The organism is Pseudomonas sp. S2_C03 (assembly GCF_054668405.1).
The window spans coordinates 4,681,344-4,702,085 of the sequence record NZ_CP162766.1 but is presented as its reverse complement, the minus strand read 5'-3'; the positions used below and the strand labels follow the sequence as shown (position 1 = coordinate 4,702,085).

The window sequence follows — 20,742 nt, the reverse complement described above, 5'->3', positions numbered from 1 at the left end:
CAGTATTTGAAGAAAAATTGAACGAAAAATGAGCAATGCCCGCAAAGCCGCATGACAGAAGGGTTACAGCACGATGTGCTCAGGTTATCCACAGCCGGGTGCACAGTAGATGTGGGCAATGTTCTGGTTCTAACGAATCGCAGTCAGCGTTGCAGCCGAATGCGTCCGCGACTCAGATCCGCGAGCTGCTTTTGCAGGGTGTCGATCTGTGCCTCGCCTATCGCCAGTTGCATCTCGACACCGTTGGCGGTGAAGGTTTCTTCCACCACCAGGCCCCCGAGTTCCGCCACCCGTAGTTTTACCAGCGTCAGTTCTGCGAATCCGCACGCGCAGTTCACGGGCACGCGACTGATGAGCTCTACTTTCGGCGCTGCTTGCAGGCATTTGTTGGCGCCACCGCCATAAGCGCGGGCCAGGCCACCCGTGCCCAGTGGAATGCCGCCATACCAGCGGATCACCAGTACCACCACCTGATCGCAATCCTGTGCTTCGATCGCCGCTAGAATCGGTCGGCCAGCCGTGCCGCCGGGCTCGCCGTCATCGGTGCTGCGGTACTGATCGCCCACCTTCCAGGCCCAGCAGTTGTGCGTGGCATTCAAGTCGCTGTGCTGTTCGATGAACGCCTGGGCTTCGGCAGGGCTGCCGATTGGCGCGGCGTAGGTGATGAAGCGGCTTTTACGAATCTCTTCGCGGTATTCGCAAAAGCTGCTGAGGGTAAAAGGCATAAGTGTCTTAAATAGTTGGAGTCAGGCCGCAGCCCTTGAGAATGATGCGGATCAGATTATCGCCGGCCTCTTCCATGTCCTGTTTGGTCAACTTGGTGCGACCGCTGACCCGACAGATCTGCGTGGCGAAGTCGGCGTAATGCTGGGTGCTGCCCCAGAGCAGGAAGATCAGGTGAACCGGATCCACCGGGTCCATTTTACCGGCCTCGATCCACGCCTGGAACACCGCCGCCCGGCCCTGGAACCAGGCGCGGTAGTCCTGGTTGAAATACTCGGTCAGGCATTCGCCGCCGCTGATCACCTCCATGGCGAAAATGCGCGAGGCTTGAGGTTGGCGGCGGGAGAACTCCATTTTGGCGCGGATGTAACGGGTCAACGCTTCGGCCGGATCATCCTCGGCCGTGAGGCTGTTGAACGTGGCGTCCCATAATTGCAGGATGTTGCTCAGCACCGCCACATACAACCCCAGTTTATTGGTGAAGTAGTAATGCAGATTGGCCTTGGGCAAACCGGCGTTCAGGGCGATGGTATTCATGCTCGTGCCTTTGAACCCGTGACGGGCGAACTCGTCTTCGGCGGCTTTGATGATGGTCTCTTCGTTCTTCTGACGAATGCGGCTGGCAGGTTTGCCGGCGTGAGCGGGAACTTCAAAGGTCATGGGCACTTCCGGACAGGTGGGTGGGTGCAAGCAGTGCGTTGATAGCGCACCGACAGGGTCCCCGACAAGTCTTGATGCAATAAAACCCGTACGGATCAGCGTGTGGCCGCCAGGCTTTCCAGGAAACTTTCCAGTACCAGGTGCGCGCGTCGGCCTTTTCGGGTTACCGAGGCCAGACTCAGATCATAGAAACGAGCTTTGGGTTTCAGTGCTCGCAGGCGACCTTGTTGCACCCAGAGGCCGGCGTAGTGGTCCGGCAGATAGCCGATGTAGCGGCCGGTCAGGATCAGGAACGCCATGCCTTCGCGGTCCGAAGCGCTGGCCGTGCAATTGAGCGCCTGGTAATGCGCCTGGATTTCTGCCGGCAAGCGGAACGTCGGAGCGATTGCGTCCTGACTGTTGAGGCGTTCGTCGTCCAGTTGCTTGTCGTCGACGTAAAACAATGGATGTCCCACCGCGCAGTACAGCAGCGAGCGTTCACTGTAGAGCGGTTGATACTCGAGACCGGACAGCGCGCTCGCCTGTGGCACCACGCCCACGTGCAGACGGCCGTCGAGCACGCCCTGTTCGACCTCGTTGGGGGCGATCATGCGGATCTGAATCTGCACGTCCGGCCCACGCTCCTTCAATTGTGCCAATGCGTGGGTGATGCGCATGTGGGGCAGGGTGACGAGGTTGTCGGTCAGGCCGATGATCAATTCGCCGCGCAAGTGTTGATGCAGGCCGTTGACCTCGGTGCGGAAACTTTCCAGCGCGCTCAATAGCTGCAACGCCGACTGGTAAACCTCGCGACCTTCCTCTGTCAGGGAAAATCCAGCGCGACCGCGTTGGCAAAGACGCAGGCCGAGGCGCTGTTCGAGGTCGCTCATTTGCTGGCTGATCGCCGAGCGCCCGATGCCCAGCACCGTTTCTGCTGCCGAGAAACCTCCGCACTCCACCACGCTGCGGAAGATGCGCAACAGGCGGATATCAAAGTCGCTGACTTGTGCCAGCGGATCGGGACGGCGGCTACTCATGCGCTGTGTGCTCAAAGTTTAGTGAGGGGCAGACTGAACATTACAAAAGTTGGATTTCACCGACTTTATCCTCGTGGCAATTTAGCTGCAAGAACGCTGTTCATCTCCATGCCGCTTATCGCCCTTTGAGGTTTTGTCCATGAATCTGCCTGAAAATGCACCGACTGCCCTGGCCAGCCAGCTCAAGCTTGATGCTCACTGGATGCCATACACCGCCAACCGCAATTTCCAGCGTGATCCGCGACTGATCGTGGGGGCAGAAGGCAGTTGGTTGGTGGACGACAAGGGGCGCAAGGTCTACGACTCCCTGTCCGGTCTGTGGACCTGCGGCGCCGGGCATACCCGCAAGGAAATCCAGGACGCGGTGGCCAAGCAACTGGGCACCCTCGATTATTCGCCGGGCTTCCAGTACGGCCACCCGCTGTCGTTCCAATTGGCCGAGAAAATCACCGACCTGACGCCAGGTAACCTCAATCATGTGTTCTTCACTGATTCGGGTTCCGAATGCGCGGATACTGCGGTGAAAATGGTCCGCGCCTACTGGCGTCTGAAAGGCCAGTCGACCAAGACCAAGATGATCGGCCGTGCCCGTGGTTACCATGGTGTGAACATTGCCGGCACCAGCCTTGGCGGTGTCAACGGCAACCGCAAGCTGTTTGGTCAGGCGATGATGGACGTCGACCACCTGCCGCACACCCTGCTGGCGAGCAATGCGTATTCACGTGGCATGCCAAAAGAGGGCGGCATTGCCCTGGCGGATGAACTGCTCAAACTGATCGAACTGCATGACGCATCGAACATTGCCGCCGTATTCGTCGAGCCAATGGCCGGTTCTGCTGGTGTGCTGGTTCCGCCAGAGGGTTACCTCAAGCGCCTGCGTGAGATCTGCGATCAGCACAACATCCTGCTGGTGTTCGATGAAGTGATCACCGGTTTCGGTCGTACCGGCACCATGTTCGGCGCCACCACTTTTGGTGTCACACCCGATTTGATGTGCATCGCCAAGCAAGTCACCAACGGCGCGATCCCGATGGGCGCGGTGATTGCCAGCACCGAGATCTACCAGACTTTCATGAACCAGGCGACGCCTGAGTACGCGGTGGAATTCCCGCACGGCTACACCTATTCCGCGCACCCGGTGGCTTGTGCTGCAGGTCTTGCAGCCCTGGATCTGCTGCAAAAGGAAAACCTGGTGCAGAGCGTGGCCGAAGTCGCGCCGCATTTCGAACAAGCACTGCATGGCTTGAAGGGTTCGAAAAACATCATCGACATTCGTAACTTTGGCCTGGCCGGCGCAATCCAGATCGCGCCTCGTGACGGCGACGCCATCGTGCGTCCGTTCGAAGCGGGCATGGCGCTGTGGAAAGCGGGCTTCTACGTACGCTTCGGTGGGGACACCCTGCAATTTGGCCCAACCTTCAACAGCAAGCCGCAGGACCTCGATCGCCTGTTCGATGCGGTCGGCGAAGTGCTGAACAAGATCGATTGATTCTCCCTTCTATATATGGCGCCCCGCGACGGGGCGCCTGTGAACAACTTTTCAGGAGCCCCGCATGAGCGTTATCCCGCATTTGATCAATGGCGAACTGGTCACCGAAGACGGTCGCTCGACCGACGTGTTCAACCCCTCCACCGGCAAGGCGATCCACAAGCTGCCGTTGGCCAGCCGTGAAACCATTCAGAAAGCCATCGATTCGGCCAAGGCTGCGTTTCCAGCCTGGCGCAACACGCCGGCAGCCAAGCGTGCTCAGGTGATGTTCCGGTTCAAGCAATTGCTGGAACAGAACGAGGCGCGTATCGCTCAACTGATCAGCGAAGAGCACGGCAAGACGCTGGAAGATGCGGCGGGTGAACTGAAGCGCGGTATCGAGAACGTCGAGTTCGCCTGTGCGGCACCGGAAATCCTCAAGGGTGAGTACAGCCGCAATGTGGGTCCGAACATCGATGCCTGGTCGGATTTCCAACCGTTGGGCGTGGTGGCCGGTATTACGCCGTTCAACTTCCCGGCGATGGTGCCGCTGTGGATGTACCCGCTGGCGATCGTCTGCGGTAACTGCTTCATCCTCAAGCCATCCGAGCGTGATCCAAGTTCGACACTGCTGATCGCGCAACTCCTGCTGGAAGCGGGCTTGCCCAAAGGTGTGCTGAGCGTGGTGCATGGCGACAAGGCCGCCGTGGATGCGTTGATCGAAGCACCGGAAGTCAAGGCGCTGAGCTTTGTCGGCTCGACACCGATTGCCGAGTACATCTATTCCGAGGGCACCAAGCGCGGCAAGCGTGTCCAGGCGTTGGGTGGGGCGAAGAACCATGCGGTGCTGATGCCGGATGCGGATCTGGATAACGCGGTCAGCGCATTGATGGGGGCGGCGTACGGCTCCTGCGGCGAGCGTTGCATGGCGATCTCGGTGGCCGTATGTGTGGGCGACCAGGTGGCCGATGCGCTGGTGGCTAAATTGGTGCCGCAGATCAAGGCGCTGAAGATCGGTGCGGGCACTAACTGCGGTCTGGACATGGGGCCTCTGGTTACCGGTCAGGCTCGCGACAAAGTCAGCGGCTATGTGGAAGACGGTGTAGCCAGCGGTGCGAAACTGGTGGTCGATGGTCGTGGCCTGACCGTGGCCGGCCATGAAGAAGGTTTTTTCCTGGGTGGCTGCCTGTTCGATAACGTCACTCCAGAAATGCGCATCTATAAAGAAGAGATCTTCGGGCCGGTGTTGTGCGTGGTTCGCGTGAACAGCCTGGAAGAGGCCATGCAACTGATCAACGATCACGAATATGGCAACGGCACCTGCATCTTCACCCGTGACGGTGAAGCGGCGCGGTTGTTCTGTGATGAGATCGAGGTCGGCATGGTCGGCGTCAACGTGCCATTGCCGGTGCCGGTGGCTTATCACAGCTTCGGCGGTTGGAAGCGTTCGCTGTTTGGCGATCTGCATGCCTACGGTCCTGATGGTGTGCGTTTCTACACCCGTCGCAAAGCCATCACCCAGCGCTGGCCACAGCGTGCAAGCCATGAAGCATCGCAGTTCGCTTTCCCTAGCTTGTAAGTAGAAGGGAAGAAAGCCGAGCCCCTTGGGGCTCGGCTTTCTTGTTTTTGGGGGCTTTTTTGACCCATATGACAGAAATATGAAAATAGGTGTTGACGGCAGATTCTGGACGTCTATAATTCGCCCCACTTCCGGCGCAGTCGAAACGGAAAACTCCTTGGTAAACAACGAGTTACGCGGTTTTCGGCAGTGTTCAGCTTCAGATCATCGAAGCCTGGAAGGAGTCGGTCAAGCAGGAGGTTGTCGCTTGATAGACGGTTCGATCTTCTCGGTCGAAAGCGGTGAAAAAGAGGTGTTGACAGCAGCGTGTAACGCTGTAGAATTCGCCTCCCGCTGACGAGAGATCGGAAGCGCAAGTGGTTGAAGTTGCAGAGGAAACTTTGAAAACTTCTTAAAATAACCGCTTGACAGATGCACCAGGCACTGTAGAATGCGCGCCTCGGTTGAGACGAAAGCTCTTAACCAACCGCTCTTTAACAACTGAATCAAGCAATTCGTGTGGGTGCTTGTGGAGTCAGACTGCTAGTCAACAGATTATCAGCATCACAAGTTACTCCGCGAGAAATCAAAGATGTAACCAACGATTGCTGAGCCAAGTTTAGGGTTTTCTCAAAACCCAAAGATGTTTGAACTGAAGAGTTTGATCATGGCTCAGATTGAACGCTGGCGGCAGGCCTAACACATGCAAGTCGAGCGGTAGAGAGAAGCTTGCTTCTCTTGAGAGCGGCGGACGGGTGAGTAATGCCTAGGAATCTGCCTGGTAGTGGGGGATAACGTCCGGAAACGGACGCTAATACCGCATACGTCCTACGGGAGAAAGCAGGGGACCTTCGGGCCTTGCGCTATCAGATGAGCCTAGGTCGGATTAGCTAGTTGGTGAGGTAATGGCTCACCAAGGCGACGATCCGTAACTGGTCTGAGAGGATGATCAGTCACACTGGAACTGAGACACGGTCCAGACTCCTACGGGAGGCAGCAGTGGGGAATATTGGACAATGGGCGAAAGCCTGATCCAGCCATGCCGCGTGTGTGAAGAAGGTCTTCGGATTGTAAAGCACTTTAAGTTGGGAGGAAGGGTTGTAGGTTAATACTCTGCAATTTTGACGTTACCGACAGAATAAGCACCGGCTAACTCTGTGCCAGCAGCCGCGGTAATACAGAGGGTGCAAGCGTTAATCGGAATTACTGGGCGTAAAGCGCGCGTAGGTGGTTTGTTAAGTTGGATGTGAAAGCCCCGGGCTCAACCTGGGAACTGCATTCAAAACTGACAAGCTAGAGTATGGTAGAGGGTGGTGGAATTTCCTGTGTAGCGGTGAAATGCGTAGATATAGGAAGGAACACCAGTGGCGAAGGCGACCACCTGGACTGATACTGACACTGAGGTGCGAAAGCGTGGGGAGCAAACAGGATTAGATACCCTGGTAGTCCACGCCGTAAACGATGTCAACTAGCCGTTGGGGACCTTGAGTCTTTAGTGGCGCAGCTAACGCATTAAGTTGACCGCCTGGGGAGTACGGCCGCAAGGTTAAAACTCAAATGAATTGACGGGGGCCCGCACAAGCGGTGGAGCATGTGGTTTAATTCGAAGCAACGCGAAGAACCTTACCAGGCCTTGACATCCAATGAACTTTCCAGAGATGGATTGGTGCCTTCGGGAACATTGAGACAGGTGCTGCATGGCTGTCGTCAGCTCGTGTCGTGAGATGTTGGGTTAAGTCCCGTAACGAGCGCAACCCTTGTCCTTAGTTACCAGCACGTTATGGTGGGCACTCTAAGGAGACTGCCGGTGACAAACCGGAGGAAGGTGGGGATGACGTCAAGTCATCATGGCCCTTACGGCCTGGGCTACACACGTGCTACAATGGTCGGTACAGAGGGTTGCCAAGCCGCGAGGTGGAGCTAATCCCACAAAACCGATCGTAGTCCGGATCGCAGTCTGCAACTCGACTGCGTGAAGTCGGAATCGCTAGTAATCGCGAATCAGAATGTCGCGGTGAATACGTTCCCGGGCCTTGTACACACCGCCCGTCACACCATGGGAGTGGGTTGCACCAGAAGTAGCTAGTCTAACCTTCGGGAGGACGGTTACCACGGTGTGATTCATGACTGGGGTGAAGTCGTAACAAGGTAGCCGTAGGGGAACCTGCGGCTGGATCACCTCCTTAATCGACGACTCAGCTGCTCCATGAGCTCCCACACGAATTGCTTGATTCATTGAAGAAGACGAAAGAAGCAGCCCGAAATTGGGTCTGTAGCTCAGTTGGTTAGAGCGCACCCCTGATAAGGGTGAGGTCGGCAGTTCGAATCTGCCCAGACCCACCAATTTTGTGTGGGAAACGCCTGTAGAAATACGGGGCCATAGCTCAGCTGGGAGAGCGCCTGCCTTGCACGCAGGAGGTCAACGGTTCGATCCCGTTTGGCTCCACCACTACTGCTTCTGTTTGTAAAAGCTTAGAAATGAGCATTCCATCGAATTGATGATGAATGTTGATTTCTAGTCTTTGACTAGTTCGTTCTTTAAAAATTTGGGTATGTGATAGAAAGATAGACTGAACGTTACTTTCACTGGTAACGGATCAGGCTAAGGTAAAATTTGTGAGTGACTCTTAAGAGTTTTGCGAATTTTCGGCGAATGTCGTCTTCACAGTATAACCAGATTGCTTGGGGTTATATGGTCAAGTGAAGAAGCGCATACGGTGGATGCCTTGGCAGTCAGAGGCGATGAAAGACGTGGTAGCCTGCGAAAAGCTTCGGGGAGTCGGCAAACAGACTTTGATCCGGAGATGTCTGAATGGGGGAACCCAGCCATCATAAGATGGTTATCTTAAGCTGAATACATAGGCTTAAGAGGCGAACCAGGGGAACTGAAACATCTAAGTACCCTGAGGAAAAGAAATCAACCGAGATTCCCTTAGTAGTGGCGAGCGAACGGGGACTAGCCCTTAAGTGGCTTTGAGATTAGCGGAACGCTCTGGAAAGTGCGGCCATAGTGGGTGATAGCCCTGTACGCGAAAGTCTCTTAGTCATGAAATCGAGTAGGACGGAGCACGAGAAACTTTGTCTGAATATGGGGGGACCATCCTCCAAGGCTAAATACTACTGACTGACCGATAGTGAACTAGTACCGTGAGGGAAAGGCGAAAAGAACCCCGGAGAGGGGAGTGAAATAGATCCTGAAACCGTATGCGTACAAGCAGTGGGAGCAGACTTTGTTCTGTGACTGCGTACCTTTTGTATAATGGGTCAGCGACTTATATTCAGTGGCGAGCTTAACCGAATAGGGGAGGCGTAGCGAAAGCGAGTCTTAATAGGGCGTTTAGTCGCTGGGTATAGACCCGAAACCGGGCGATCTATCCATGGGCAGGTTGAAGGTTAGGTAACACTGACTGGAGGACCGAACCGACTACCGTTGAAAAGTTAGCGGATGACCTGTGGATCGGAGTGAAAGGCTAATCAAGCTCGGAGATAGCTGGTTCTCCTCGAAAGCTATTTAGGTAGCGCCTCATGTATCACTGTAGGGGGTAGAGCACTGTTTCGGCTAGGGGGTCATCCCGACTTACCAAACCGATGCAAACTCCGAATACCTACAAGTGCCGAGCATGGGAGACACACGGCGGGTGCTAACGTCCGTCGTGAAAAGGGAAACAACCCAGACCGTCAGCTAAGGTCCCAAAGTTATGGTTAAGTGGGAAACGATGTGGGAAGGCTTAGACAGCTAGGAGGTTGGCTTAGAAGCAGCCACCCTTTAAAGAAAGCGTAATAGCTCACTAGTCGAGTCGGCCTGCGCGGAAGATGTAACGGGGCTCAAACCATACACCGAAGCTACGGGTATCATCTTCGGATGATGCGGTAGAGGAGCGTTCTGTAAGCCTGTGAAGGTGAGTTGAGAAGCTTGCTGGAGGTATCAGAAGTGCGAATGCTGACATGAGTAACGACAATGGGTGTGAAAAACACCCACGCCGAAAGACCAAGGTTTCCTGCGCAACGTTAATCGACGCAGGGTTAGTCGGTCCCTAAGGCGAGGCTGAAAAGCGTAGTCGATGGAAAACAGGTTAATATTCCTGTACTTCTGGTTATTGCGATGGAGGGACGGAGAAGGCTAGGCCAGCTTGGCGTTGGTTGTCCAAGTTTAAGGTGGTAGGCTGGAATCTTAGGTAAATCCGGGATTCTAAGGCCGAGAGCTGATGACGAGTGTTCTTTTAGAACACGAAGTGGTTGATGCCATGCTTCCAAGAAAAGCTTCTAAGCTTCAGGTAACCAGGAACCGTACCCCAAACCGACACAGGTGGTTGGGTAGAGAATACCAAGGCGCTTGAGAGAACTCGGGTGAAGGAACTAGGCAAAATGGCACCGTAACTTCGGGAGAAGGTGCGCCGGTGAGGGTGAAGGACTTGCTCCGTAAGCCCATGCCGGTCGAAGATACCAGGCCGCTGCGACTGTTTATTAAAAACACAGCACTCTGCAAACACGAAAGTGGACGTATAGGGTGTGACGCCTGCCCGGTGCCGGAAGGTTAATTGATGGGGTTAGCTAACGCGAAGCTCTTGATCGAAGCCCCGGTAAACGGCGGCCGTAACTATAACGGTCCTAAGGTAGCGAAATTCCTTGTCGGGTAAGTTCCGACCTGCACGAATGGCGTAACGATGGCGGCGCTGTCTCCACCCGAGACTCAGTGAAATTGAAATCGCTGTGAAGATGCAGTGTATCCGCGGCTAGACGGAAAGACCCCGTGAACCTTTACTATAGCTTTGCACTGGACTTTGAATTTGCTTGTGTAGGATAGGTGGGAGGCTTTGAAGCGTGGACGCCAGTTCGCGTGGAGCCATCCTTGAAATACCACCCTGGCAACTTTGAGGTTCTAACTCAGGTCCGTTATCCGGATCGAGGACAGTGTATGGTGGGTAGTTTGACTGGGGCGGTCTCCTCCTAAAGAGTAACGGAGGAGTACGAAGGTGCGCTCAGACCGGTCGGAAATCGGTCGTAGAGTATAAAGGCAAAAGCGCGCTTGACTGCGAGACAGACACGTCGAGCAGGTACGAAAGTAGGTCTTAGTGATCCGGTGGTTCTGTATGGAAGGGCCATCGCTCAACGGATAAAAGGTACTCCGGGGATAACAGGCTGATACCGCCCAAGAGTTCATATCGACGGCGGTGTTTGGCACCTCGATGTCGGCTCATCACATCCTGGGGCTGAAGCCGGTCCCAAGGGTATGGCTGTTCGCCATTTAAAGTGGTACGCGAGCTGGGTTTAGAACGTCGTGAGACAGTTCGGTCCCTATCTGCCGTGGACGTTTGAGATTTGAGAGGGGCTGCTCCTAGTACGAGAGGACCGGAGTGGACGAACCTCTGGTGTTCCGGTTGTCACGCCAGTGGCATTGCCGGGTAGCTATGTTCGGGAAAGATAACCGCTGAAAGCATCTAAGCGGGAAACTTGCCTCAAGATGAGATCTCACTGGAACCTTGAGTTCCCTGAAGGGCCGTCGAAGACTACGACGTTGATAGGTTGGGTGTGTAAGCGCTGTGAGGCGTTGAGCTAACCAATACTAATTGCCCGTGAGGCTTGACCATATAACACCCAAGCAATTTGAGTCGAAAGGCCAGATTGCGGTGTTGTGAAGACGAAACGAACCGAAAGTTTGCGACTCACAAAGCCGAAAGACATCACATACCCGATTCGCTGGAATGTCGAAAGACACGTCAGCTCAAGAATTTCTTGACGACCATAGAGCATTGGAACCACCTGATCCCATCCCGAACTCAGCAGTGAAACGATGCATCGCCGATGGTAGTGTGGGGTTTCCCCATGTGAGAGTAGGTCATCGTCAAGATTAAATTCCGAAACCCCAATTGCGAAAGCAGTTGGGGTTTTGTTTTGCCCGCAAGAAAAGCTTCGCTACCCACGGCAGGCGGCTGCGGCTGTCACGATCAGCCGACAATGCTAAGGTTCGCCCCTGGCTTTTGTAATTTTCCAAGGATGCCTTTATGCCGGACGCGACGTCCCTCAGTGCTGGTTTTATGGTGGTTCACGGCAACCGCCTGGACGAGTTGCGCAGTCTGGTGGTCAGCTGGATGCGCCGCTACCCGCTGGCTCCCCTGGAAAATGAAATCGCCCTGGTGCAGAGCAACGGCATCGCCCAATGGCTGAAGCTGGCATTGGCAGAAGACCCGGAAGAAGACGACATGGGCGGCTGCGGTATCGCCGCCGCGATCGACGTGCAGTTGCCGGGCAGCTTCATGTGGCAGCTCTATCGCATGGTCCTGGGTCGTGACGAAATCCCGGTCAAATCCCTGCTTGATAAAGCCCCGCTGACCTGGCGCCTGATGCGCCTGCTCCCCCAGTTGATCGACCAACCACACTTCGAACCGCTGCAACGCTTTCTGACCCATGACACCGATCTGCGCAAACGCTACCAACTGGCCGAGCGACTGGCTGACCTGTTCGACCAATATCAGGTCTACCGTGCCGACTGGCTGGAGGACTGGGCTGACGGTCGTCATCAATTGCGCAATGTGCGCGGTGAAGCCAAGCCCCTGACGCCCGCCAACTGCTGGCAGGCTGAACTGTGGCGTGCACTGCTGCTGGACGTCGGTGAGGAGGGCATGTCGCAAAGCCGAGCGGGTGTCCATCAACGCTTTATCGAGCGTATCAACAACCTCGACGCCGCCCCCGCCGGGCTGCCTACACGAGTGATCGTTTTCGGAATTTCCTCATTGCCCGCCCAGGCACTGGAAGCCCTCGCCGGGCTGTCCCGTTTCAGTCAGGTTCTGTTGTGCGTCCATAACCCGTGCCGCCACCACTGGGCGGACATCGTCGCCGACAAGGACCTGCTGCGTCATCAGTACAAGCGTCAGGCGCGCAAGAGCGGCATGCCGGTAGTGCTGGACTCCCAGACCCTGCATCAGCATGCCCATCCGCTGTTGGCTGCCTGGGGTAAGCAAGGGCGCGACTACATCAACCTGCTCGACAGCTACGACGATCCCAACAGTTACCGTTCGGCGTTCCGCGATGGGCGCATCGATCTGTTCAGTGACGGCGAGCCACTGAACATGCTCAATCAACTGCAGGACGACATTCTAGAATTGCGCCCCCTGAATGAAACCCGAGAACGCTGGCCAGCGGTCGACCTGAAAGTCGATCAATCGATTCGTTTCCATGTTGCTCACAGCGCCCAACGCGAAGTGGAAATCCTCCACGACCAGTTGCTTGCACGCTTCAGTGCCGACAAAGACCTGAATCCACGCGACATCATCGTGATGGTTCCCGAAATCGACAGCTATGCACCCCACATACGGGCCGTGTTCGGCCAGCTCGATCGCAATGACCCGCGCTTCATTCCGTTCACGCTCGCCGACCAGGGCCAGCGCGGTCGTGATCCATTGCTGATTGCCGTCGAACACCTGCTCAAGCTGCCCGACAGTCGATTCCCCGTCAGCGAAATTCTTGACCTGCTCGACGTTCCTGCCCTGCGCACCCGCTTCGGTGTCGAGGAACGGGACCTGCCCACCCTGCATCGCTGGATCGAAGGCGCCGGCATTCGATGGGGCATGAACGCCGATCAACGTGCCGGCCTCGGCCTGCCTCAGGAGCTGGAGCAAAACAGCTGGCGGTTTGGCCTGCGGCGGATGCTGCTTGGTTATGCGGTGGGCAGTGGCGGTGCCTGCGAGGGGATCGAACCCTATGACGAAATTGGTGGGCTGGACGCGGCACTCATCGGTCCTTTGGTGGCTTTGCTTGATGCACTGGAGGTGGCGCATCAGGAGCTGTCCGAGCCCGCTGCTCCCCTTCAATGGAGCCAGCGATTGCAGGCCCTGATGCAACTGTTTTTCCTGGCCAGCAATGAGCATGACGACTACCTGCTCACCCAACTCGAAGAGCTACGCGAAACCTGGCTGCAGACCTGTGAGTCGGTGGGCCTCAACGATCACCTGCCGTTGACCGTCGTCCGCGAAGCCTGGCTCGCCGGCCTCGATCAGGGGCGTTTGTCCCAGCGTTTTCTCGCCGGTGCGGTGAACTTTTGCACCTTGATGCCAATGCGGGCAATCCCCTTCAAGCTGGTGTGCCTGCTGGGCATGAACGACGGTGATTATCCGCGTGCGCAACCGCCACTGGACTTCGACCTGATGGGCAGTGACTACCGCCCCGGCGACCGCTCTCGTCGCGAAGATGATCGCTATCTGCTGCTCGAAGCCCTGCTGTCGGCACGCGATCAACTGTACGTCAGCTGGGTCGGCCGCAGCATTCGCGACAACAGCGAGCGGCCCGCCTCGGTGTTGATCGGTCAACTGCGTGACCACCTCGCCAGCGGCTGGCGATTGCATGCTGGCGGCGAAGACCTGCTTGAGGCCATGACCCAGGAGCACCCGCTGCAACCGTTCAGCGCCCGTTACTTTCATGAGGGCGACAACCTGTTCAGTTACGCGAACGAATGGCAAGCGCTTCACCAAGGCATCGAGTCCATGGCCGACGACAGCATCCTGCCACCTTTCGTGCAGGAAGAGCCGTTGAGCCTCGGCCAGTTACAGGACTTCCTGCGCAACCCTGTCCGACATTTCTTCAGCCAGCGACTGAAAGTGTTTTTCGAAGCCGCTGAAGTACCCCTGGCCGATGAGGAGCCCTTTGTCCTTGACGTGTTGCAACGCTACAGCCTCAGCGACAGCCTGCTCGGCGCCGCACTGGCGCGAATCGACCTGGCGGACGAGGTGTTGGAGTTCCAGGCCAAACGTCTGCAAAACAGTGGGCTGTTGCCCATGGCCGGTTTTGGCGAGCGCCTGCAACGTGAGTTGATCGAGCCGCTGCCTGATCTGTTGCAACGCTATCAACAGCTTCTGGCGTTATGGCCGACACCTCTGAACAGCGCACTGCCGATCAATGTCCAATTCCAGGATTTACGCCTGGAGGGCTGGCTCAGTGGCCTGCATCAGCGGGCTGATGGTGGGCTATTGTCGGTCACTACGATCCCTAACAGCATCGGCTCGATCAAGGCGCGAAAATGGCATCGCCTCACTCGTCCGTGGGTCAATCACCTGGTGGCCTGCGCCAGTGGCCTGCCGATGACCACCGCGTTGGTGGCCAGTGACGACAGTCTGCTGTTGCCGCCGCTGGAGCAGGAGGCGGCCTGGCGAACGCTCGGCGACTTGCTGCAGGCGTGGCAGACCGGCATGCGCCAGCCACTTCCCGTCGCGGTGAAGACGGCGTTTGCCTGGCTCGGTCAGACCGATCCCGCCAAGGCCGACGCCGCTGCCCGCAAAGCCTATGAAGGGGATGGATTGACCACTGACGGTGAGCGGCGTGAAAGCCCGGCACTCAGCCGCCAGTTCGCCGACTACGACGCGTTGGTCGCCGACGAGACGTTTCCCGATTGGTGCACCGCTTTGTATAAACCCATCGTTGACGCTCCCTGGCGTTCATTGACCAGCGAGGAAGCGCGCGCATGACCACCCAGACACCGCTGGCCCTGGCGTTCCCGCTGCGCGGCAGCCAACTGATCGAAGCCAGCGCCGGCACCGGCAAGACCTTTACCATTTCCGCGTTGTACCTGCGCCTGGTCCTCGGTCACGGTGGCGAGTCGAACGGTTACGGGCGTGAATTGTTACCGCCGCAAATCCTTGTCGTGACCTTCACCGATGCCGCGACCAAGGAACTGCGCGAACGCATTCGTACGCGTCTGGCAGAGGCCGCGCGGTTTTTTCGCGATGAGACACCGTCGCCCGATGCGCTGATTGCCGAGTTACGTGAGCAGTACACGCCTGAACAATGGCCCGGCTGCGCGAACCGGCTGGACATCGCCGCGCAATGGATGGATGAAGCGGCCGTTTCGACGATTCACAGTTGGTGCCAGCGCATGTTGCGCGAGCACGCCTTCGACAGCGGCAGCCTGTTTACCCAGACCCTGGAAACCGATCACAGCGATTTGCTGGGCGAGGTCCTGCGCGATTACTGGCGCCTGTTCTGCTACCCGATGCAAGGCGATGCATTGGACTGGGTGCGCAGTAACCTGGGCGGCCCGGCCGCGTTGTTGCCGCGCGTGCGTGGTCTGTTCGCCACTGCACGCAATGGCGAAGAAGGCATGGCCCCCGCCGATCTGATCGTCGAGTGCCTGCAAGAGCGGCGCGCTGCCCTGGTCGATCTGAAAAGCCCCTGGCGCCATTGGGCGGACGAGTTACTCGCCATCTGCCATGAAGGGGTGGCGAGCAAAAGTGTCGACGGTCGCAAGATGCAGGCGCGTTACTTCGAGCCTTGGTTCGAGAAATTGAAGGCCTGGGCGGAAGACGAAGCGCTAGAGCAACTGGACATCGGCACGGGCTTCACCCGCCTGACGCCCGATGGCATGGCCGAGGCCTGGAAGACGGGTGCGGCGCCTGGCCATCCGGGGCTGGATGCCATGGCGGGTCTCAAGGCCAGCCTGGATGCCTTGCCCACACCCGATGCCGCTGTTTTGCAACACGCTGCCCGTTGGGTGAGTGCACGGTTCGAGGCCGAGAAGCGTCGCCGAGCGGAAATGGGTTTCGACGACATGTTGCTGCGCCTCGATGCTGCGCTGCAAGCCGACGGCGGCGAGCGTCTGGCGACCCTGATTCGCGAGCAATTTCCGGTGGCGTTGATCGATGAGTTCCAGGACACCGACCCGGTGCAGTACCGGATTTTCGAAAGCATTTATCGCATCGAGGACAATAACCCCGAATGCGGTCTATTCCTGATCGGCGACCCCAAGCAGGCGATCTACGCCTTCCGTGGCGCCGACATCTACACCTACCTGCGTGCCCGTCAGGCGACCGCCGGGCGACTGCACACCCTGGGTACCAACTTCCGCTCCAGTCATGGCATGGTCGGGGCGGTCAACCATGTGTTTGAACGCGCGGAGTCGCGGGAGACCGGGCGCGGCGCGTTCCTGTTTCGTGAGCAGGACGGCGAGAACCCGGTGCCGTTTTTGTCGGTGGCGTCCCAGGGACGCAAGGAAGCCTTGAGCATCGATGGACAGGTCGTGCCCGCGCTGAACATCTGGCATCTGTCGGCCGATCAACCACTGTCGGGCGCGGTCTATCGCCAGCAACTCGCCGCCGCGTGCGCCAGTCGGATCACCGCGTTGCTCAACGGCGGGCAACAAGGCACGGCGGGATTCGTCCAGGACGGCAAAGCGTTCAAAGGCCTGTTGCCGGCGGACATCGCGATCCTGGTACGCGACGGCAACGAGGCCCAGGCCATCCGTGCCGAACTGTCAGCCCGGGGCGTGCGCAGCGTTTACCTTTCCGACAAGGACTCGGTGTTCGCCGCCCAGGAAGCCCACGACCTGCTGACCTGGCTCAAGGCCTGCGCGGAACCGGATGTCGAGCGTCCGCTGCGGGCGGCACTGGCCAGTCTCACCTTGAATCTGTCGCTGGCCGAGCTGGAGCGTTTGAATCAGGATGAGCTGGCCTGGGAAACGCGGGTTATGCAGTTCCGTGGTTACCGTGAGCTATGGCGCAAGCAGGGTGTGTTGCCGATGCTGCGACGTTTGCTGCATGACTTCCAACTGCCTCAAGCCTTGATCGCGCGCCATGACGGCGAGCGGGTGCTGACCAACCTGTTGCACCTGTCCGAGTTGTTGCAGCAGGCCGCCGCTGAACTCGATGGGGAGCAGGCGTTGATTCGCCATTTGTCCGAGCACCTGGCGTTGTCCGGCCAGGCGGGCGAAGAGCAGATCCTGCGCCTGGAGAGCGACGAGCAACTGGTCAAGGTCGTGACCATTCACAAATCCAAGGGCCTGGAGTATCCGCTGGTGTTCCTGCCGTTCGTGTGTTCGACAAAACCCGTCGATGGCAGCCGTTTGCCCCTGCATTACCACGATGAAGCGGGCAATGCCCAGGTCAGCCTGAAGCCCACGCCTGCATTGATCGCCCTCGCGGATGATGAACGGCTGGCCGAGGACCTGCGTTTGCTTTACGTCGCCCTGACCCGTGCCCAGCATGCGTGCTGGCTCGGTGTGACCGACCTCAAGCGCGGCAATAACAACAGCTCGGTGTTGCACCTGTCGGCCCTGGGTTATCTGTTGGGCGGTGGTGCGCCCCTGGCGGAATCGTCCGGGTTGCAGCGCTGGTTGGACGACTTGCAGCAGGACTGCCCGGCGTTGCACTACGGCCAGATGCCCGAGCCGACCGACGAGCATTACCAGCCGCCGCAAAACGTGGCCACCTTGCTCCCGGCCCTGATCCCCACGCGCAAGGCCAGCGAGAACTGGTGGATCGCCTCCTACAGTGCCCTGCGCATCGGTGATAGCCTGAGCGCGGGCGAAGCCCCGGAAAGCCCACAGGCACAAAAACTGTTCGATGATGAGCGTCTCGATCCCGAAGCACCGCGTGAGATGGTGACGGGCGGTGCCGATATCCATCGCTTCCCGCGTGGTCCGAACCCCGGCACCTTTCTTCATGGCCTGCTCGAATGGGCGGGTGATGAAGGCTTCGCCGCCACGCCGCAAGAGGTGGAAGACGCCATTGCCCGGCGTTGCAATCGCCGTGGCTGGGAAGGCTGGATCACCACGCTGAGTGACTGGTTGCAGCACGTGCTCAAGTCGCCATTGCCTGTGGGCGTCGGTCAGCCCCCTGTGATACTTGCGCAGTTGCGACAGTACCGGGTGGAGATGGAGTTCTGGTTCGCCAGCCACAGGGTCGATGTACTCAAACTCGATGAACTGGTGCGTCAGTACACTCACAACGGTGTCGCCCGTGTCGCTGCTGAGCCGGTGCTGCTCAACGGCATGTTCAAGGGCTTCATCGACCTGACATTCGAACACGACGGTCGTTACTACGTGGCCGATTACAAGTCCAACTGGCTAGGCGTCGATGACGCGGCGTACACCGAGCAAGCCATGGAACAGTCGATTCTCGACAATCGCTACGACCTTCAATACGTGCTCTATCTGTTGGCGTTGCATCGCCAACTGAAGGCTCGACTTGCCGATTACGATTACGACCGGCATGTCGGCGGCGCGTTGTATCTGTTTCTGCGCGGCACCCGTGCGGCTTCGCAAGGCGTGTACTTCGCCCGGCCGCCCAAAGCCTTGATCGAACGTCTGGACCGGTTGTTCCAGGGCAAACCGGAACCCAAGGCCGAACCGGCCTGGGAGCAGGGAGAACTGCTATGAGTCGCACCTTCGCCGATCTGCTGCCGATGCCCCTGGCCGCTGAAAGCCTGGCCAGCCTGGCACCCCTGAGTCGCGCCGATGATTTGCTGCTGTTGCTCACGCGTTGGGTCGAACGCGGCTGGTTGCGCGCGCTGGACAAGGCCTTCGTCGCCTTCCTGCATGAACTCGCCCCGGAGGACGATCCACTGGTGCTGCTGGCGGCGGCGCTGACCAGCCATCAACTGGGTCACGGACACGTTTGCCTGGACCTGTTCGAAACGCTCAAGGAGCCGGACTTCGCCCTCTCGTTACCCCCGGAAGGTGACGTGCAAGGCGGCGCGATGCTGTTGCCCTCGCAGTTGCTGGCGAGCCTCGACGGCGCCCACTGGTGCAAGGTCCTGGCCTCCAGTCGCCTGGTCGCCTTGTCCGCCGATGACAGCGAAACGGCGCAGCAACGACCATTGGTGTTGTCTGGAAAACGCTTGTACCTGCGGCGCTACTGGGCCTACGAACGACGTATCGATAACGCGCTGCGCTTGCGCCTGGCGGAGCACGAGTCGACACCTGCTGACCTGCCGCAACGTCTCACGGGCCTGTTTGGCCAGGCCAGTGCCGATCAGCCGATCGACTGGCAAAAACTCGCCTGTGCCTTGGCCACCCGCAGCGCGTTCAGCATCGTCACGGGTGGTCCCGGAACCGGCAAGACCACCACCGTCGTGCGCCTGTTGGCCTTGCTCCAGGCGCCGGCGGTGGAAGCTGGCAATCCGCTGCGCATCCGTCTTGCCGCGCCGACCGGTAAAGCGGCGGCGCGGTTGACGGAGTCCATCAGCCAGCAGGTTCGGTCGCTGGAAGTTGCAGAGGCCGTGCGGAAAAAAATTCCATCGGACGTCACCACCGTGCACCGCCTGCTGGGTAGTCGCCCCGGCACTCGACATTTCCGACACCACGCCGGCAATCGTCTGCCGCTGGATGTGCTGGTGGTGGACGAAGCCTCGATGATCGACCTCGAAATGATGGCCAACCTGCTCGATGCCATGCCGGACCATGCCCGGCTGGTACTGCTGGGTGACAAGGATCAACTGGCGTCAGTGGAAGCTGGTGCCGTGCTGGGTGATTTATGCCGCGACGCCGAAGCCGGCTGGTACAGCCCGCAGACGCGGCAGTGGCTGCAATCCGTCAGCGGCGAACACCTGGAAAACAGCGGTTTGCAGGAAGACACCCAAGGTGCGCACCCGCTGGCGCAACAGGTAGTGATGCTGCGCCACTCGCGACGGTTCGGGGAGGGCAGCGGTATCGGCTTGCTGGCGCGCAGGGTCAACCAGCAACAGCCTGAAGAAGCGCGCACATTGCTGGCGGCGCGCAGCCATGACGATGTGTTTTCCCTGCCGTTGAAGGGAGAGCAGGATCGGGCGCTGGAGCGCTTGTTGCTTGAGGGGCATGGCGAAGGCCCGCAAGGGTATCGGCATTATCTGAATGTGTTGCACGACCGACGCCCCGCACTCGATAGCCCCCTCGACGATGCGCGGTGGATCGAGTGGGCGCGCGATGTGCTGCAAGCCTTCGATGCCTTCCAGCTCCTGTGCGCGGTGCGCAAGGGGCCCTGGGGAGTGGAGGGCCTCAATCAGCGCGTGACTGACGCGCTGCTCAAGGCGCGGCTGATCGACGGTCATCAGCAATGGTACGAAGGTCGGCCAGTGTTGATGACCCGCAACGACTATGGCCTGGGTCTGATGAATGGTGACATTGGCATCGCCCTCAAACTGCCTGAGCGTGACGGCCCACAAGCGGGGCGTCATGTATTGCGCGTGGCATTCCCGCGCAACGATGGTCAGGGCGGCGTGCGTTTTGTCCTGCCGAGCCGACTGAATGATGTCGAAACGGTGTACGCCATGACGGTGCACAAGTCGCAAGGCTCCGAGTTCGCCCACACCGCGCTGATTTTGCCTGACGCCCTGAACCCGGTGCTGACCAAGGAACTGATCTACACCGGCATCACCCGGGCCAAGCATTGGTTCACCCTGATCGAACCGCGTAAGGGCGTATTTGAGGAGGCCGTGCAGCGCAAGGTCAAGCGACTGAGTGGTTTGATGCTGGCGCTGGAAGAAGGGGCTTCTGTGGCGGGGTAAAGACGCAGTTCCGGCGCCAAAAAAATGGCTGAAAGCCCCGTCCTGTAAGGCCTCGCGGGCGATTCGTTGCTGTG

General features: G+C 58.4%; 8 protein-coding genes, 2 tRNA genes and 3 rRNA genes. 10 read left to right on the top strand and 3 right to left on the bottom strand.

Annotated elements, in window-relative coordinates:
• Positions 1–143 precede the first annotated feature (143 nt).
• From AB4N64_RS21755 to AB4N64_RS21745, 3 genes are all read right to left on the bottom strand, one after another.
• The gene (locus AB4N64_RS21755) at positions 144–725 is read right to left on the bottom strand and encodes an IMPACT family protein (protein ID WP_460118372.1); all 582 of its coding nucleotides are present in this window, start codon (positions 723–725) and stop codon (positions 144–146) included.
• A 7-nt stretch (positions 726–732) separates the two neighbouring features.
• Positions 733–1,383 carry a TetR/AcrR family transcriptional regulator gene (locus AB4N64_RS21750; RefSeq protein WP_460118370.1) on the bottom strand — a complete coding sequence of 217 codons (651 nt, stop codon included), beginning with the start codon at positions 1,381–1,383 and terminating at the stop codon, positions 733–735.
• 95 nt (positions 1,384–1,478) lie between these two features.
• Positions 1,479–2,399, bottom strand: coding sequence for a LysR family transcriptional regulator (locus tag AB4N64_RS21745; RefSeq protein ID WP_460118368.1), 921 nt, complete (start codon positions 2,397–2,399; stop codon positions 1,479–1,481).
• A 139-nt stretch (positions 2,400–2,538) separates the two neighbouring features.
• Here AB4N64_RS21745 and aptA point away from each other — a divergent pair, with 139 nt between their 5' ends.
• From aptA to recD, 10 genes are all read left to right on the top strand, one after another.
• Positions 2,539–3,888 carry an omega-aminotransferase AptA gene (gene aptA, locus AB4N64_RS21740; RefSeq protein WP_460118367.1) on the top strand — a complete coding sequence of 450 codons (1,350 nt, stop codon included), beginning with the start codon at positions 2,539–2,541 and terminating at the stop codon, positions 3,886–3,888.
• A gap of 64 nt (positions 3,889–3,952) precedes the next feature.
• Complete coding sequence (locus AB4N64_RS21735; RefSeq protein WP_460118365.1) at positions 3,953–5,446, top strand: CoA-acylating methylmalonate-semialdehyde dehydrogenase; 1,494 nt, start codon at positions 3,953–3,955, stop codon at positions 5,444–5,446.
• A 628-nt stretch (positions 5,447–6,074) separates the two neighbouring features.
• Positions 6,075–7,611: ribosomal RNA gene (locus AB4N64_RS21730) — 16S ribosomal RNA — on the top strand.
• An 80-nt stretch (positions 7,612–7,691) separates the two neighbouring features.
• Positions 7,692–7,768, top strand: a tRNA-Ile gene (locus tag AB4N64_RS21725).
• Between the two features lie 30 nt (positions 7,769–7,798).
• Positions 7,799–7,874 (top strand) — tRNA-Ala (locus tag AB4N64_RS21720).
• A gap of 245 nt (positions 7,875–8,119) precedes the next feature.
• Positions 8,120–11,013 (top strand): 23S ribosomal RNA (locus AB4N64_RS21715).
• 144 nt (positions 11,014–11,157) lie between these two features.
• Positions 11,158–11,273: ribosomal RNA gene (gene rrf, locus AB4N64_RS21710) — 5S ribosomal RNA — on the top strand.
• Together the 16S, 23S and 5S rRNA genes with 2 tRNA genes alongside form the textbook arrangement of a ribosomal RNA operon.
• A gap of 154 nt (positions 11,274–11,427) precedes the next feature.
• On the top strand, positions 11,428–14,880 hold the full coding sequence (gene recC / locus AB4N64_RS21705) for an exodeoxyribonuclease V subunit gamma (RefSeq protein ID WP_460118364.1): 3,453 nt from the start codon (positions 11,428–11,430) through the stop codon (positions 14,878–14,880).
• Entirely contained in the window at positions 14,877–18,563 is a 3,687-nt protein-coding gene (gene recB, locus AB4N64_RS21700; RefSeq protein WP_460118362.1) for an exodeoxyribonuclease V subunit beta, read from the top strand. Before recC ends, recB begins: the two co-directional genes overlap by 4 nt.
• The gene (gene recD / locus AB4N64_RS21695) at positions 18,560–20,668 is read left to right on the top strand and encodes an exodeoxyribonuclease V subunit alpha (protein ID WP_460118360.1); all 2,109 of its coding nucleotides are present in this window, start codon (positions 18,560–18,562) and stop codon (positions 20,666–20,668) included. The genes recB and recD overlap by 4 nt, the downstream gene beginning before the upstream one ends.
• The last annotated feature ends 74 nt before the right edge of the window (positions 20,669–20,742 follow it).

Coding starts and splice junctions, on each gene's coding strand:
- AB4N64_RS21755 (WP_460118372.1), bottom strand. CDS start 725: ATGCCTTTTACCCTCAGCAGCTTTTGCGAATACCGCGAAGAGATTCGT.
- AB4N64_RS21745 (WP_460118368.1), bottom strand. CDS start 2,399: ATGAGTAGCCGCCGTCCCGATCCGCTGGCACAAGTCAGCGACTTTGAT.
- recD (WP_460118360.1), top strand. CDS start 18,560: ATGAGTCGCACCTTCGCCGATCTGCTGCCGATGCCCCTGGCCGCTGAA.
- AB4N64_RS21750 (WP_460118370.1), bottom strand. CDS start 1,383: ATGACCTTTGAAGTTCCCGCTCACGCCGGCAAACCTGCCAGCCGCATT.
- AB4N64_RS21735 (WP_460118365.1), top strand. CDS start 3,953: ATGAGCGTTATCCCGCATTTGATCAATGGCGAACTGGTCACCGAAGAC.
- recB (WP_460118362.1), top strand. CDS start 14,877: ATGACCACCCAGACACCGCTGGCCCTGGCGTTCCCGCTGCGCGGCAGC.
- aptA (WP_460118367.1), top strand. CDS start 2,539: ATGAATCTGCCTGAAAATGCACCGACTGCCCTGGCCAGCCAGCTCAAG.
- recC (WP_460118364.1), top strand. CDS start 11,428: ATGCCGGACGCGACGTCCCTCAGTGCTGGTTTTATGGTGGTTCACGGC.